Annotated in this window: 9 protein-coding genes; 6 read left to right on the top strand and 3 right to left on the bottom strand. The window is 72.4% G+C overall.

From position 1 onward, the window contains the following. Window positions 1-17: 17 nt before the first annotated feature. Complete coding sequence (locus ACIBTV_RS07680) at window positions 18-3,626, top strand: BTAD domain-containing putative transcriptional regulator (RefSeq protein ID WP_396703209.1); 3,609 nt, start codon at window positions 18-20, stop codon at window positions 3,624-3,626. 37 nt (window positions 3,627-3,663) lie between these two features. Here ACIBTV_RS07680 and ileS read toward each other — a convergent pair whose 3' ends face one another. Beyond that, window positions 3,664-6,786: an isoleucine--tRNA ligase gene (ileS, locus tag ACIBTV_RS07685; RefSeq protein WP_396703210.1), complete on the bottom strand. Its 3,123-nt coding sequence runs from the start codon at window positions 6,784-6,786 to the stop codon at window positions 3,664-3,666. Window positions 6,787-7,470: 684 nt separating this feature from the next. On the opposite strand from ileS, the gene ACIBTV_RS07690 reads away from it, so the two are divergent. Continuing rightward, the gene (locus tag ACIBTV_RS07690; RefSeq protein ID WP_396703211.1) at window positions 7,471-9,354 is read left to right on the top strand and encodes an alpha/beta hydrolase-fold protein; all 1,884 of its coding nucleotides are present in this window, start codon (window positions 7,471-7,473) and stop codon (window positions 9,352-9,354) included. Window positions 9,355-9,575: 221 nt separating this feature from the next. On the opposite strand, the gene ACIBTV_RS07695 is transcribed toward ACIBTV_RS07690, so the two are convergent. Beyond that, the gene (locus tag ACIBTV_RS07695) at window positions 9,576-10,814 is read right to left on the bottom strand and encodes an MFS transporter (RefSeq protein WP_396703212.1); all 1,239 of its coding nucleotides are present in this window, start codon (window positions 10,812-10,814) and stop codon (window positions 9,576-9,578) included. A gap of 25 nt (window positions 10,815-10,839) precedes the next feature. Here ACIBTV_RS07695 and ACIBTV_RS07700 point away from each other — a divergent pair, with 25 nt between their 5' ends. Continuing rightward, complete coding sequence (locus ACIBTV_RS07700; protein ID WP_396703213.1) at window positions 10,840-11,763, top strand: winged helix-turn-helix transcriptional regulator; 924 nt, start codon at window positions 10,840-10,842, stop codon at window positions 11,761-11,763. Window positions 11,764-12,078: 315 nt separating this feature from the next. Here the strand turns inward: ACIBTV_RS07700 and ACIBTV_RS07705 are convergent, their stop codons facing one another. Continuing rightward, window positions 12,079-12,630, bottom strand: a complete 552-nt coding sequence (locus ACIBTV_RS07705) for a hypothetical protein (protein ID WP_396703214.1) — start codon at window positions 12,628-12,630, stop codon at window positions 12,079-12,081. Window positions 12,631-13,062: 432 nt separating this feature from the next. On the opposite strand from ACIBTV_RS07705, the gene ACIBTV_RS07710 reads away from it, so the two are divergent. The 3 genes from ACIBTV_RS07710 (at window position 13,063) to ACIBTV_RS07720 (ending at window position 16,302) form a co-directional block, all read left to right on the top strand. Then, on the top strand, window positions 13,063-13,773 hold the full coding sequence (locus ACIBTV_RS07710) for an alpha/beta fold hydrolase (protein ID WP_396703215.1): 711 nt from the start codon (window positions 13,063-13,065) through the stop codon (window positions 13,771-13,773). Between the two features lie 77 nt (window positions 13,774-13,850). Next, window positions 13,851-14,597 carry a trimeric intracellular cation channel family protein gene (locus ACIBTV_RS07715; RefSeq protein ID WP_396703216.1) on the top strand — a complete coding sequence of 249 codons (747 nt, stop codon included), beginning with the start codon at window positions 13,851-13,853 and terminating at the stop codon, window positions 14,595-14,597. 595 nt (window positions 14,598-15,192) lie between these two features. After that, window positions 15,193-16,302, top strand: a complete 1,110-nt coding sequence (locus ACIBTV_RS07720; protein ID WP_396703217.1) for an NAD(P)/FAD-dependent oxidoreductase — start codon at window positions 15,193-15,195, stop codon at window positions 16,300-16,302. Window positions 16,303-16,640: the final 338 nt, after the last annotated feature.

The raw sequence follows: 16,640 nt of genomic DNA on the forward strand, positions 1-16,640 counted from the left end.
CCACCGATGAGCACCGGATGAGCACGGAGAAAGCGTCGCGCCGGCCGGCGCCGCAGCGGGCCGCCGCCGTGCCTAGATTGGAGACCATGACCGGGCAGGCGGGGGTGACGTTCGGCGTGCTCGGGCCGGTGGAGGTCCGCGCCGACGACGTCCCGGTGCCGCTGCGCGGCGCCCGACCCCGCGCGGTGCTGGCCCGGCTGCTGATCGCCCGTGGCCGGGTCGTGCCGGTGGACCGGCTCGTCGACGACCTGTGGGAGGAGCCCCCGGAGGGCGGCGTCGCCGCGATCCGCACCTTCGTGGCCGACCTGCGCCGCGCCCTGGAACCCGACCGGCCACCCCGCCGGCCCGCCCGGCTGCTGGTCACCGCGCCACCCGGGTACGCGCTGCACCTCGCACCCGACGCGGTGGACGCCTGGCGGTTCGAGGCGGCGGTCCGCGAGTCCGGTGAGCTGATCGCCGCCGGATCGGCCGGCTCGGCGCTGGCCGCGCTCGACACCGCGCTCGCCCTGTGGCGCGGCCCCGCCTACGCCGAGTACGCCGACCAGCCCTGGGCCCGCGCCGAGATCGACCGGCTCGACGAGCTGCGGATGCTGGCGGTGGAGCGGCGGGCCGAGGCGCTGCTGGCGTCGGGTCGGGCGGCCGAGGCCGCGACCGAGCTGCGGGCGTACACGGCCGACCAACCGTTGCGGGAGGACGGCTGGCACCTGCTGGCGCTCGCCCTGTACCGGGCCGGCCGGCAGGGCGACGCGCTGGCGGCGCTGCGACGGGCCCGGGACACGCTGGTCGCGCGGCTGGGCGTCGACCCGGGGCCCCGGCTGCGGCAACTGGAGGCCGACGTCCTCGCCCAGGCGCCGCACCTGACCGGCCCGGCCGGGTCGCCGCACCTGACCGGCCCGCCACCGCATCCGGCCGAGCCGTCGGTCGGTGCGACCGAGCCGCCGCGTCCGGCCGAGCCGCCGGACCTCGCCGGCAGCGTCGAGGCCGACGCGCCGCCGCCGGTCGAGTCGCCTGTCCCCGCTGCGGGAGGGCGTCCGTTCGTCGGCCGGGACGCGGAGTCCGGCGCCCTCGACCGGGCCGCCGACCTGGTCGCCCGGCAGGGCCGACCCGCGCTCGTCCTGGTCTCGGCGGAGGCCGGGGGCGGCAAGTCGGCGCTCGCCGAGGCGCTGACCGAGCGGTTGGCCGCGCGGGGCTGGACGACGGCTTGGGGGCGCAGCCCCGAGTACGAGGGGGCACCCGTCGCCTGGCCCTGGCGGCAGATCGCCGACGAGTTGACCGACCGGGCCGGCCCGCCCCCACCCTCGCCGCCGGCGGCCGGCGATGCCGGGACGCCGACCGGGGACGCCGCGGTCGACCCCGCCGCCGCGCGGTTCCGCCTGCACCAGGCGACGGCGGCGCAACTGTCCACGCTGGCCGGGCGCGGCCCGGTGCTGCTGGTGCTGGACGACCTGCACCGCGCTGACGAGGGCACCCTGGACCTGCTCACCGCCCTGTTCGCCGACCCCACCCGGGTCGCCGGCCCGGTGCTGGTCGTCGCCACGTACCGGGCCACCGAGATCAGTCCGGAGCTGACGACGGCGCTGGCCCGGTTCGCCCGGCTCGAACCGCTCCGGGTCTACCTGGGCGGGCTCACCGAGCCCGCCACGGCCGACCTCGTCCGCGCCGTGGCCGGGCGGGACCCGGACCCGTCGGCGGTACGGCTGATCCACCGTCGCAGCGGTGGCAACCCGTTCTTCGTCCGGGAGTTGGCGCGGCTGCTCGCGGCCGAGGGCGCGGCGGCCCTGGAACGGGTGCCGGCCGGGGTGCGGGACGTCATCCGGCACCGCCTGGCGCGGCTTCCCGAGCCGGCGCAGGAGGTGCTGCGGCGGGCCGCGGTGCTCGGTCGGGACGTCGACCCGGAGCTGCTGGCCGCGCTCACCAGCGACGTGACCGCGCCCGATCCCGCCGCACCCGGTGGCACCACACCCGAGCCCGCCGCACCTGAGCCCACCGCCCCCGGCGTGGCCGCCGACGGCGTGCTCCTCGACGCCCTGGACCACGCGCTGCGCGCCGGCTTCCTCACCGAGCAGGCGGGCGACGGCCTGCGCTTCACCCACATCCTGGTCCGCGACACGATCTACGCCGACCTGTCCGCACCGCGCCGGTCGCGCTGGCACGCCCTCGCCGGTGCGGCGATCGAACGTCTGCGCCCCGAGGACGTGCTGACCCTCGCCCACCACTTCGACCGGGCCGGCACCCGGGCCACGGCCGCCCGCGCGGCCCGCTACGCCCGCGCCGCCGCCGAGCAGGCCGAGCGACGCGCCCACCCGCACCGGGCGGCCCGCCTGTGGCAGCAGGCGCTGGACACCCACGACCGGGCCGGCGGTGGGGACGTCGAGGGCCGGCTGACGGCGATGATGGGGCTCGGCCGCGCGCTCGCGGTGACCGGGCACCTGGAGCGGACCCGCCGGTACCGGGCCGAGGCGCTCGCCACGGCCGAGCAGCTGGCCGAGCCGGCGCTCACCGCGTCCGTGCTGACCGCGTTCGAGGTGCCGGCGGTGTGGACGCGCAACGACGACGAGGAGCTGTCCGCGCGGATCGTCCGGGCTGCCGAGGGCGTCCTCGCCGTCACCGGCGCGGACGATCCGGACCGGCGGAGCCGGTTGCTGAGCACGCTCGCCCTGGAGTTGCGCGGCGCCACCACCGACCGGGGGCGCCGGGCGGCGGTCGAGGCGGAGGCGCTCGCCCGGCAGGTGGGAAACCCGGGGCTGCTCGCGTTCGCGCTCAACGCCCGCTTCATGCACACCTTCGGCCGGACCGGGTTGGCCGCCGAGCGCGGCCGCGTCGGCGCGGACCTGGTCGAGGTGGCCGCCGGGCACGACCTGGTGACGTTCGAGGTGCTCGGCCGCCTCATCGTGGTGCAGGCCAGCGCCGCGCTCGGCGACCTCGCCGCCGCCGACGCGCACGCCGCCGCCGCCGACGCCCTCGCCGCGCGGCACGACCTGCCGCTGGTCGGGGTGTTCACCCGGTGGTACGCGGCGCTGCGGCTCGCCCTCACCGGACGGCGGGCCGAGGCCGAGGTGGCGTACCGCGGGGCGCAGGAGCGGTTGCCCTCCGGCGCGATGCCCGGCCTGGAAGGGGGGCTGCTGCCGCTCGCGCTGCTGGCGGTGCGCCTGGTGGACAGCCCGACGAGCGCGCCGGCCGCGGTGCCGGCCCGCGCCGACTGGGGGCCGTACGCGCCGTGGGTCGAGCCGCTGGCCTTGGCCGGGGCGGGCCGCCGGAACGAGGCCGTCGCCGCGCTGCGGGCGCAGCCGCAGTCACCGCACGACCTGCTCCGGGAGGCCCGCCTCGCGTTGACCGCCCGGGCCGCGCTCGCCGTCGGTGACGAGCCGGCGATGCGGTACGCGTACGCCGAACTGCTGCCCGCCGCCGGCGAGCTGGCCGGCGCGGGCAGTGGAGTGCTCAGCCTCGGCCCGGTGGCCCGGCACCTGGCCGACCTCGCCACCGCCCTCGGCGAGGACGCGGCGGCGGCCGGTCACGACCGGACGGCGCGGGCGGTCGTCGAGCGGCTGCGGGCGGCGACCTCCGGCGCGGGTCCGGGTGGCGGCGACGACCAGCCGGCCGTCGACACCCCGAACGACCGACGGTGAGCGCCCCGGGCCGTGGTGGCCCGGGGCGGTTCCCCCGTCAGGCCTTGCGGAGCCAGAAGGTCAGGCCCAGCGACTCGTCGGTGAACGGCTGCGCGTCCGGCCAGGACGGCTCGCCCTCGGCGCAGTCGGTCGCCAGCACCTCCTCGGCCACCAGCTCGCGGTGCTCGGACAGCGCGCGACCGGTCTCCTCCCGCTCGGCCCGGTAGCGCAGCGCGATCCGGTCGGTCACCTCGAGGCCGCTGCCCTTGCGGGCCTCCTGGATCTGCCGGATCGCGTCCCGGGCCACGCCGGCGCGGCGCAGCTCGTCGGTGAGGTGCAGGTCGAGCGCGACGGTCGCGCCCGCGTCGCTGGCCACCGCCCACCCTTCGCGCGGTGTCTCGGTCACGACCACCTCGTCCGGGCCGAGCGTCACCGTCTCGTCGCCGACCTGGAGGGTCGCCGAACCGGTGTCGCGCAGCGAGTCGCGCAGGGCGGCGGCGTCGGCCGCCGCGATCGCCTTCGCCACCTGCTGCACCGTCTTGCCGAACCGCTTGCCGAGGGTACGGAAGTTCGCCTTCGCGGTGGTGTCGACGAGTGAACCGCCGGCACCGCCGACGGCGTCGACCCGGCCGACGTTCAGCTCGGCGGCGACCTCCGCCAGCAGTTCGGGCGACAGCTCGTCGAACCCGCCGGCCGAGGCGAGCGCCCGGGACAGCGGCTGGCGGACCTTCATCCCGGAGTCGGCCCGGGCCGCCCGGCCCAGCTCGACCAGCCGACGGGCGAGCGCCATCTGCCGGGACAGCGACGGGTCGATCAGGGACTCGTCGGCGACCGGGTACGAGGCGAGGTGCACCGACTGCGGGGCCGCCGGGTCGACCGCCACGACCAGGTCCTGCCACACCCGCTCGGTGATGAACGGGGTGAGCGGCGCCAGCAGCAGGGTGACCGTGGAGAGCGCCTCGTGCAGGGTGGCGAGGGCCGCCTTGTCGCCGCGCCAGAACCGCCGGCGGCTGCGCCGGACGTACCAGTTCGACAGGTCGTCGATGAAGGTGGCGAGCAGCCGCCCGGTCTGGTGCGTGTCGAACTCGGCCATGGCCGCGTCGACCTGCGCGACGAGGGTGTTCAGCTCGGAGAGCAGCCACCGGTCCAGCACCGGCCGGTCGGCCGGGGCCGGGTCCGCGGCCGACGGGGCCCAGCCGGCGGTGCGGCCGTACAGGGACTGGAAGGCGACCGTGTTCCAGTAGGTCAGCAGGATCTTGCGGACGACCTCCTGGAGCGCGGTGTGCCCGACCCGGCGGGCCGACCAGGGCGAGCCGACCGCCGCCATGAACCAGCGCACCGCGTCGGCGCCGTGCTGGTCCATCAGCGGGATGGGCTCCAGGATGTTGCCCAGGTGCTTGGACATCTTGCGGCCGTCCTCGGCGAGGATGTGGCCCAGGCAGACCACGTTCTCGTACGGGGACTTGTCGAACACCAGCGTGCCGACGGCCATCAGGGTGTAGAACCAGCCGCGGGTCTGGTCGATGGCCTCGGAGATGAACTGGGCCGGGTAGCGCTTCTCGAACAGGTCGGCATTGCGGTACGGGTAGCCGAACTGGGCGAACGGCATGGAGCCGGAGTCGTACCAGGCGTCGATGACCTCGGGCACCCGACGGGCGGTCTCCCCGCAGTGGCAGGCGAAGGTGACCTCGTCGATGAACGGCCGGTGCGGGTCGAGGCCGGTCACGTCCGTGCCGGTCAGTTCGCTCAGCTCGGCGAGGGACCCGACACAGGTCAGGTGGTCGTTGGCGCACCGCCAGATGGGCAGCGGGGTGCCCCAGTAGCGCCGCCGGGACAGCGCCCAGTCGACGTTGTTGTTGAGCCAGTCGCCGTAGCGGCCGTACTTGACCGTGGTGGGCTGCCAGTTGGTGTGCTCGTTCTCGCGCAGCAGCGCGTCCCGCACGGCGGTGGTGCGGACGTACCAGGACGGCTGGGCGTAGTAGATGAGCGCGGTGTGGCAGCGCCAGCAGTGCGGGTAGGTGTGCTCGTACGGGACGTTCTTGAACAGCAGCCCGCGCAGCTGGAGGTCCTCGATGAGCGGCTGGTCGGCCTCCTTGAAGAACCGCCCGCCGACCAGCGGCACGTCGGGGGAGAAGCGGCCGTTCGACTGGACCGGGTTCACCATCGGCAGGCCGTACGTCCGGGCGGTGGCCAGGTCGTCCGCGCCGAACGCGGGCGCCTGGTGGACGAGCCCGGTGCCGCTGTCCGTGGTCACGTACGACGCGAGCACGACGAAGTGCGCGTCGGGCACCTCGACCAGGTCGAACGGCGGTCGGTACGTCCACCGCTCCAGCTCCTTGCCGGTGAACGACTCGCCGGTCAGCTCCCAGCCGTCGCCCAGCGCGTACGCCAGCAGCGGCTCGGCCACGACGAGCCGCTCGGCGCCGTCGGTGGCCACCACGTAGCGCACGTCGGGGTGCACCGCGACCGCGACGTTCGACGGCAGGGTCCACGGCGTGGTCGTCCAGACCAGCAGCGCCGCGGTGTCGGCCAGCGGCCCCGAGGTGAGCGGGAACCGGACGAACACCGACGGGTCGACGACCGTCTCGTAGCCCTGGGCCAGCTCGTGGTCGGAGAGGCCGGTCTCGTCCCGCGGGCACCACGGCGCGACGCGGAAGTCCTCGACCAGCAGGCCCTTGTCGAAGATCTGCTTCAACGACCACCAGACGGACTCGATGTACTCCGGGTCCATGGTCCGGTAGGCGTCGTCCATGTCCACCCAGTAGCCCATGCGCTCGGTGAGCTCGGCGAACGCGTCGGTGTGCCGGGTGACGGACTCGCGGCAGCGCGCGTTGAACTCGGCGATGCCGAACTTCTCGATGTCCTGCTTGCCGGAGAAGCCGAGCTCACGCTCGACGGCCAGCTCGACGGGGAGGCCGTGGCAGTCCCAGCCGGCCTTGCGGGCGACGTGGAACCCCTTCATCGTCTTGTAGCGGGGGAAGACGTCCTTGAAGACCCGGGCCTCGATGTGGTGGGCGCCGGGCATGCCGTTGGCCGTCGGCGGCCCCTCGTAGAAGACCCACTCCGGGCGACCCTCGGACTGTTCGAGGCTGCGGCGGAAGACGCCGTTGGCGTGCCAGAAGTGCAGGACCTGATGATCGAGGTCGGGCAGATCGACCTGGGTGGGTACGCTGCGGTACATCGCTCCTCCGTCGGGGCATGTGGCAAAGCTCCGCCGGAGGGACGAGGCCGGGGCCCCGCGGTACCACCCTCCTTGGCCGTCGGGACGGCCCTCTCGTTCGGGTCTGGTCGGGTCTACTCGGCCTCGCGGCCTTTCTTCCGACGGCTCCGGGGTGATCTTCCCGCCGCGCACACCCCCGGGCTTCCACCGTCCCCGGGTCTCTCCTGGCTGCGTGCGCCGGTACTCGTCCCCATCCACGCCTTCCACGCGCATCCTATCCCAGCCCGGTTGATCAAGGCCGCGGTGCGCGGACCGGGCGGGTCACGGCCGGGCGGCGGGGGAGTCGTCGGACACGTCGAGCCGGGCCGGACGGCGGTTGTCCTGCCGCCGACGCTGATCGGGGCGGCGGCCCCGACCCAGCCGGCCGGATCCACGCCGCCGGTACAGCGACCATCACCGGCCGGGGTGGTCGGTCGACGGGGGGCGGGTGGCAGCCATGGACACCCTTGACATCGATGTCCGCACCCGGCCAGACTGCGTTGCTAAAGCGATTTAGCAACGGGCTCGCACCGGGCCCGGCCACCACACACCACGTCCCGTCCCGCAGACATCTCCCATCGACCTGCGGGCCCGCTCTTCGCAAGCCGCGGAGGACCGTCGGCCCGATCGGAACCGGGAGATGAGACCACGAAGGAGCGCGCTCGGATGCGAACAGTGATCGGAAGACCCCGGCTCTGGCGTACGGCTTCGATGCTCGCGGTCATGTCACTCGCCGTCGGCGCCGTCGCCCCCACGCCGGCCGCCGCGGCGAGTGCGCCCGCGATGGTGGAGGGCGCGACCGTCCGGGCGGATGGCCAGTCACCGACCGGCTACACCGTCACGTTCGTCTACCGCAATCCCGACGCCACCCAGGTCCGTCTCGCCGGGGACCTGACCCTGCTCGACGTCAACACCGGCACCACGCGCTATCAGCCGGAAGAGTGGCGGCCGGGGCGTTACCACGCCGGCGGCACCGAGTTCCTGCGGGACATGACCAGGGACGCGCAGGGATACTGGTCGGTCTCGCTCCCGCTGCACGCCGGAGGCCTGAGCTACTGGTACCGGGTCTGGGACCCGACCCGGGGCTGGGCGAACAAGCGCATCTGGGATCCCGCCTCGTCGAACCCCCGGCCGCCGGGCGAGTCCTCGTTCCGCGTCCGCAACAACGACGTCCTGGACGCGGTGTACGTGCCGTACGCCGAGAAGCAGAACGACCCGGTGCTGCGGGAACGCGCGGCGTACGAGCTGCCGGTGGCGGACCCCGCGCAGCGGGGCACCGTCCAGTACGTCCCGTACACCACGATCCTCGGCGACAGCGGCCACTACCTCGGCGTCTACCTGCCGGCCAACTACGACCCCGACCGCGCCGAGCCGTACAAGGTGGCGTATCTCGCCCACGGCATCTTCGGTGACGAGACCGACTTCATGGTCCCGGCGAACGTCCCGAACATCCTGGACAACATGACGGCCCGGGGCGAGATCGAGCCCACCGTCGTCGTCACCATGGGCAACCACTTCACGGGCACCAGCCTCGGCTTCGCCTCGTACAACCAGACCAACGCCGCGAACAACCTGGTCCAGACGATCCTTCCGCTCATCGAGGCGAACTACAACGTCTCGACCGAGCGTTCGGGGCGCGCCTACGCCGGGTTCTCGTACGGCGGGATGACGGGCGGCGTCGTCATCCGGAACTACCCGAGCACGTTCGAGTTCTACGGGCACTTCTCCGGCAACCCGTCGCTCACCACGCAGGACTACGACACCATCGCGGCAGCCGTCGGGGACGACGACCTCGTCGTGTTCCTCGGCAACGGTGTCTTCGAGGGCAACCTGAACGCCCAGAACGCCATCGCGAACAACTTCCGCGCCCGGGGATTCACCGCCGAGACGGCCCAGGTCCCCGGCGCGCACGACGGGATGACGGCGGGTCAGCTGTTCACGATCTTCGCCCGGGACCACCTGTGGTCGGGGGTCGACTCCGTCTCGGTGGCGCCCGCGAACGTGGCGCTGACGACGGGCTGGAACTGGGTCCGACGGTTCAGCGCCCAGGTGAACACCAACGAGGGCGTGAGTCCGGCGGTGACCTGGTCGGTCGAGGGAGCTACCTCGGCGGACACCACCGTCTCCGCGGACGGTGTGCTCTCGGTGGCCGCCGGGGAGACCGCGTCGTCGCTCACCGTCGTGGCGACCTCGGTGGTCGACCCGACCAAGACCGGCTCGGCGCAGGTCACCCTGACTCGTCCGGGCTCGGCAGGGGTCGTGGTGAAGGCGCAGGCCGCACCCGCGTCGGTCGTCCGTGGTGGCACGTTCGAGCTGCGCGTCGACGTGCGGGCCCAGCACCAGCACCAGAAGGCGGCGGAGGTGACCGGTGAGATCGCCGTGACCTTCGCGGGCACCACGCAGGTGGTGCCGCTGATCCACGGGGCGGCCGTCGTCGACCTGGCGACCGGCGGACTCTCGGCGGGAACGTACCCGGTCCACGTCGCGTACTCCGGTGACCCGACCTACGCTCCCACCGCGGCGCTCCACCAGCGCTTGCGGGTTCGCTAGCCGACTGGCGTGGGGGGGGGGGGGCCGCCCCGCCCCGGCCCCCCCCCCCCCCCCCCCCCGGGGGGGGGACCCCCGGGGGGGGGGGGGGGGGGGGGGGGGGGGGCGCGCCGCCCCCCCCCCCCCCGGGGCCCGGGGGGGGGGGGGGGGGCGGGGGGGGCGGGGGGGGGGGGGGCCCCCCCCCCCCCCCCCCCCCCCCCCCCACGAGTCCGGCCACGGTGGGTTCATACCCGGGCCTCGGCGCGTTTCGGGGCGGCGTCGAGCGGCAGGTCGCGCAGCCGGCGGATCGGGGTCGACAGATAGATGATCGGGGACAGCACGGTGAGCGCCCCGAAGATCAGCAGCGTGGTGCGGGCGCCGAGCGGCCCGGCCAGGACGCCGGCGAGCAGGCCACCGAGCGGGATGGCGCCCCACGAGACGAACTTGACCGTGGCGATGACCCGCGACAGCAGCTCCGGCGGGCTGGCGAGCATCCGGTAGGTGCGGGTGGTCACGCTGAGCACCACCGTGGAGCTCGCGAAGACGAGGTTGCCGACGGCGAAGGCGAGGTAGCCGACGGCGCCGGTGCCCAGCGGAATGATGAGCGCGCCGGCCACGCCGACGAACGCGGCGAGGATCAGGCCGCGGGCGGTGCCGACCCGATCGGTGAACCAGGTGGTCAGCGCGGCGCCGATGAGCGAACCCAGCCCGTCGGCGGCGAGCAGCAGCCCGACCAGGAGCGGCGACGCGTGCAGCTCGCGCACCAGGTAGTACGGGAAGAGGGCCAGCATCGCGCCGCAGACGAAGTTCGTCGCGGTGGCGTCCCACATGGCCGGTCCGATGATCGGGTGCCGGAGCACGTAGTGCCAGCCCTCGCGGATCATCGTGACCATCGGTGGCCGCTCGGCCGGTCGCTGCACCCGCCGGGCCGGAAGGGTGCGCAGCAGCACGGCGGAGAGCAGGTAGCTGACGGCGTCCACGAGCAGCGTCGGCACCGCACCCAGCAGCTGCACCGCGAGCCCACCCAGGGAGGGCCCGCCGAGCTGGGTGGCCGCGTGGGTGCCGGAGGTGAGGCTGTTGCGCGCCTGCAGCTGCGCGGCCGGCACGATCTCCGGAAGGAAGGTCTGGTTGGCCACGTCGAACAGCACGTTGGCGAAGCTCACGACCAGGGCGACCAGGACCAGTTGGGCCACCGTCAGGGCGTCCCACCACCATGCCGCCGGGACGGACGCGATGGCGAGGGCCCGGATCAGGTCCAGGGCGACCTGCATGCCGCGTAGCGGCACGCGCTGCACGACCACCCCCGCCGGCAGGCTGATCAACAGGTACGCGAGATAGCCGGCCGCCGTGATCAGACCCATCTCGAAGGCGGACGCGTCCAGCACGGTCAGCGCGGTCAGCGGCAGGGCCACCCCGCCGACCGCCGAGCCGAGGTGGCTGGTCGTGCCGGCGACCCACCAGCGCCAGAAGGTAGTCAGTTTCATAATGGAACTGACTATAGTGGTGGGTGTGAGAAGAGTCGACCTCGCCGACGCGGACTGCGGCATCGCGCAGTCCCTCGGCGTGCTGACCGACTGGTGGACCTTCCTGCTCGTGCGCGACATCGCCGGCGGCGTGACCCGCTTCGACGGCCTGCAACGTGGTCTGGGGATGAGTCGCCGCGCCCTGACCGAACGCCTCGCCGCCCTCGTCGAGCGCGGTGTGCTTCACCGCCAGCGCTACACGGATCGCCCGCCGCGCTACGACTACCTGCTCACCCCGAAGGGCGAGGGCCTACTGCCCGTGCTGATCGCGCTCCAGGAGTGGGGTGACCGGCACGTGCTCGGCGACGGGTCGCTCACCGCCACGGCCGCGGCCGGGTCGGCGGAGGCGCGCCGCGTGCACGCCCTCGTCGGACGCCGACTTCCCGAGTTGACCCTGCCACGCCACGACGGCGTCGCGGTGTCGCCCGCCGCCCCGGATGCCTGGACCGTGCTCTACTGCTTCCCCGGCGCGTTCGTGCCAAGCGTCCAGGGCCTCCCGCCCTACTGGGACGACATCCCAGGGGCTCCCGGCTGCACGCTCGAGTCCCGCACATACGCCGCCCGGGCCGCCGATTTCGTCGCCGCGGGCGCGCGGATCCACGGTGTCAGCACTCAGCGTCCGGACCAGCTGGCCGCCTTCGCCGCGTACGCCGAGCTGCCGTTCCCGCTGCTCTCCGACGGCGACGGACGGCTGGCCGCCGCGCTGCTGCTGCCCACCTTCCGGGCCGCCGGCACCGACCGGCTCAAGCGGGCCACGCTGCTGCTCGACCCCTCCGCGACGGTACGCGCCGTCCAGTTCCCGGTGACCGACCCGGCCGGCTCGGTCGGCGAGATGCTGCGCCTGGTGCGGGACCACGTGGCCGGCGCCGACCGCGCCGACGCCCGCCACCGTCAGGAAGAGAGCAGGTAACCCGACGCTCGTCGCCGCACCCTGTCCGGCACCGCGGCTGCCAGCCCTCCGGGGTTGGCAGCCGCTCGTCCTGTGCGACTGCGTCCGATCACCGTCGGTGTCTTCGTGCCGGCGCTCGTGCGCTGAGACCGGCCGGTGCCTTGATGGTCATGCCCAGTCGTCGCCGTTGGGCAGCAGGATCATCCGGTGGGCTTCCAGCGCTTCCCCCATCGCGGCTCTCGGCCGTCCACTCCGGCGGCGGATTTCCCGCCGGATCGGGATCGTCGCCGTGATCGAAGAAGAATTGTTCGGCCCCGGCCGGCGTGTAGAAGACCATCAGCGTGCCCGTTTCGGTGCCCAAATTCTTGAACCCGTGCCGGGTCCGGCGCGGAACGTAGAGGGAGTCCCCGGACCGGTGTCGACGGTCCCGGCTCCGTTGATGAAGTGGAATTCTCCGACCGCGATGTAGAACGCCTCGTCCTCACCACCGTGAGCGTGCGGGATGTTGCCCCAGCCCGGCGCCACATCCATCGCCATCAGGCTGAGTCGACCACCGGTCTGCTCTCCGGTCACCTTGACCCGGGTCGCCTCCCGCCCGCCGTTGACAAGTCTCAGCGTGCCCTCGCCCCTGCGGACCAGGAAACCTCGTGCGGCAGTCCAGATCGGATCGTCCTTGGCGGGAACGGTGTCTGCAGATCCATGCCACTTACCACCTTGATCGCTTTTCGTCGGTGCGACGACGTCGTGCCGGCGACCGGCGCTGGGCCCTTTTCGTAAACTGTTGCGAATGCGGGTGCCGCGCCTTTGGTATTTGGATGATTCGAAATTGCGCCCGTTTTTTGTGGACGACAAGCAGATCGAGGTTGCGGCCGTCGTGAACAAGGACACCGGCCCGAATCGGTACGTGGATGAATTCTCGAGCCCGCCGTACGTTGAGTACGAGCACTGCGGCCTGCGCGTTTGGAGGTGCGGTGGGACGGGCGGGATGCCCATTTGCTCCGGAAGATGTCCGTCTCCGGCGTTTCCTCGCTGGATCAATCCCGAACGCGGGCGGCCCTGTCCGGCGTGGATCGGGAGCGGGCTCGTTCAGGTCGCCCCCTGCGGCGGAGTCGTCTCCGGAAGTGGGGCCCCATGCGGGATAACCGGATTAAGCTGGCATAACCGCATCACCCCGACATCTCGACGCGCTCCTCGACGTGAGGGAGCCCACTTGTCGGTGGTTTTTGCATGCAATATATTGCACTACGGAGGTGGCGAGAGTCGCCTACCCGAAGATCCGCCGAAGGCCAGGCCAGAGCGGCAACGGAAGGGAACAGCATCATGAGCACGATCGATCACGAGATCAAGAACGTCGTGCTGGTGCACGGCGCGTTCGCTGACGGTTCCGGGTGGCGTGGCGTCTACGACAGGCTGACAGCCCGCGGCTACCGGGTCACGATCGTCCAGAACCCGCTCACCTCGCTGGCCGACGACGTCGCGGCGACCAGGAGAGTCCTCGACCTGCAGGACGGTCCGACGATCCTCGTCGGCCACTCCTGGGGTGGCACGGTCATCACCGAGGCGGGCGTCCATCCCAACGTCGCCGGCCTGGTCTACGTGTCGGCGCTGGCGCCCGACGCGGGCGAAACCACCGCCCAGCAGTACGAGGGCTTCGCCCCGACGCCCGACTTCGTCATCGACGTCACCGACGACGGCTACGGCTTCCTCAACCACGACATGTTCAAGGCCGGCTTCGCGGCGGACGCTAGCGACGCCGACGCCGCCTTCCTGCGCGACACGCAGGTCCCCGTCAACATGGCGGCGTTCGCGACGCCGGTCGAGAACGCCGCCTGGCGCGACAAGCCGAGCTGGGCCGTCATCGCGACGGAGGACAAGGCGTTCGACCAGGCCATGCTGCAGCACATGGCCAAGCGCATCGGCGCTGAGATCACCAACGTCTCCGCCAGCCACGCCCTGTTCATGACGCAGCCCGAGGTCGTCTCCGACGTCATCATCACCGCCGCGCGGAACGCCGCCGGCAGCGCCCGCTGACCCACCCACCACCCCTCGGGGGCCGGCTCACACGCCTCACGTGAGCCGGCCCCCGAGCATCCCCGGAGGGTGACCGCATGTCCGTCACGCCGTTCTCAGTAGCGCTGTGGATCGAGCTGCTCGCCGCCGGGCTCGGCGGCCTACAGGGTGCCCTGTTCGCGGCGGGCGAGCGACATCGCCGCATCGACGTGCTGGGCGTCATCGTGATCGGGCTCGCCGTCTCGCTCGGCGGAAGCCTGCTCCGCGACATCGTGCTCAACCAGCCGCCCGTCGTGGTCTGGATGAACTGGTACCTGCTGGTGGCCGGCGCCTCAGCCGTCCTCGGCATGGCGCTGCAGCCGGCGTTCGCGCGGGCGGACTGGCTGATCACCGTGCTCGACGCGGTCGTCATGGGATTGTTCGGCGCGATTGGCGCCTCGAAGGCGCTCTCGCTCGGCGTCGGTGAAGCCGGAGCGCTGGTCGTGGGTGTCATCGGCGCCATCGGCGGCGGCATGCTGCGCGACGTCATCACGAACCGGCCGATCTCCTTCCTCCACGTCGGCACCCTCTATGCCGTCGCCGCCGGGGCCGGGGCCGGCACGCTCATCCTGCTCGCCGAACTCGGCACGCCGATCGCGATCGCGGGTCTCGTCTGCGTGGTCGTGACCACGTCCGTGCGCCTGGCTGCCGTTCGCTTCGGTTGGAGCTTCCCCGAGCAGCGCCCGCTACCTGCTCGGCGTCCGAAGGCCCCCGGGTCCCCGAGGACGCCCGCCGATCCGGCTCGTCGATCCCGGCCGGGCGTGGCTGCGGGATCGGACGTCTTCAGCGAGCCGGGTACGGATTGATCCGCTCGACGGGCGGGTAGGCGCCGACCGGATCCCCGATCGAGTAGACCTCCAGGCAGGACAGGTAACCGTCCTGTCGACCAGCAGAACGATGCCCGCGTGCTGTTCTCCGTCACCGATGTCGGCGGATACGGGGGCACCCGAGGTCACCACGGCCGGAGCGGCTGAGGAGGTGTCGACGGAGAGCGCGATCGTCGCGCACCCACAGGTGCAGCATTCGGTGACCCGGGTGTGCGGAAGCTGGGCCCGTAGATCCTCGGCTCCGGGAAAATCGACGGTGAGCAGCTTCTGCAGGGTCGCACGCTCGAGTTCGGTGAGCGGGCGTGGCAGCGGTTTACCGGCGTTCACGTGACGGGTCCGCCGGGATCGACCGCGCAGAGCCGCAGCCGTCGAGCACCGCAACCGCTACCAGCCGGTCGACATCACTTACTTGTAGTAAGTAACTTTGGGGTAGTTTGACGATCGTCGAAGGCGGAAGCAGGCTTGGGTCGATCAGCACGGGTCCGGCAGCACCCGCTGATCGTGCTTGTGCCGTTCGGCGACATGAAGAAGAAGTCTCGAAACAGTCGATGTCGGTCTTCCTGGAGGTAAGTCAGTGGTAGCCAGCACCAGCATCAAGGGCAAACGCCCTTCCGTCGTCGTCCTCGGTGGAGGATACGGCGGCTTGACCACCGCCAAGGCGCTGGATGACATTGCCGACGTCACGCTTGTCGACCCGTCCGACGCATTCCTGCACAATGTGGCCTCTTGGCGTGCGCTCGTACAACCGGATTGGGTCGACAGAATCTTCATGCCCCTCAACCAACTCCTGCGCCATGGCAGGTTCCTGCGGGACCGGGCGGTCGAGGTCGAGGGTCGTAAGGTCACCTTGGCGTCCGGGGCGGAACTCGAGCCCGACTATCTCGTCCTGGCGACCGGGTCGTCATACCCGTTCCCGGCTAAGGCTGCCGAGGCCGACCAGCATCGGGCCAAAGCGGCGCTGCAAGGTGCGCATGAAGCGCTTCAGAAGGCGCAGCGGTGCCTGATCGTTGGGGCCGGCCCGGCGGGGCTGGAGCTGGCGGGTGAGATCAAGCACTTCATGCCCGAAAAGACGATCACGGTTGTCGACGTCAGCCCGGACATTCTGAGCGGCCCGTTCGACCAGGCGCTGCGAGATGAGCTCAAGCGCCAGCTCGACGAGCTCGGCGTCCGGCTGGTCCTGGGTAGCCCGCTACGGGAGTTGCCGGAGGCCGCGCCCGGAAGCTTGGCCCCGGTCGAGGTGACCACCGAAGCTGGCGAGACCGTCACCGCCGACATCTGGTTCCGCGCGTTCGGCGTACGTCCGGCCACCGGGTATGTGCGTGGTGCGCTGGCCAATGCCCGGGACGCGCGCGGCTATCTGTCGGTTGACGAGCGGTTGCAGGTCAAGGGCGTCGACGGCGTGTACGCCCTTGGTGATATCAGCAGCGCGGACCGTGACACCGCCCTTGCCGCCGGCCAGCAGGCGGAGGTCCTTGCCGCCAACATTCGCGCCCTGATCACTGGCGAGGGTGAGCAGCTTGCTTATCAGCCCGGCCCCCCGCTGATCGCGGTGCCACTCGGCCCGCAGGCCGGAGCGACCCAGCTTCCCGACGGCGTGACCGGCGCGGAGGCGACAGCATCCATCAAGGGCGAGTCGATGCTTATCGAGATGTACTCGGTCCATTTCAACGCGCAGGATCGCTAGCCCGGCGATCTGAAGGCTTCGGGACCGGGTTCGCGCCGAGTGCGGTCGCGGCATGGCAGTGTTTGATGACTGACAAGCTCTCCGGTGTTCACTTCGACCAAGAGGCACCCTGCGCCGAGACCTCGTAGCCACCCTGTTGGTGACGAGCTGGCACGACGCCCCGACGACTCTTCCATGGATGCCGTCGCCGGAGTTGAGCTCGAACAAGCGACGCAGCGGTGGGGCGCCCCCCCCCCCCGCCCCCCCCCCGGCGGGGGGGGCCCGCCCTTTTGGCCGCGGCTGACCCCGGGCAAAGGGCGTGGGCGCGCGCGTCCGCCCCAAACCCCCCGCGGCCCCCC

The sequence above is a fragment of the Micromonospora sp. NPDC049366 genome (assembly GCF_044466625.1).
Classification (GTDB): Bacteria; Actinomycetota; Actinomycetes; order Mycobacteriales; family Micromonosporaceae; genus Micromonospora.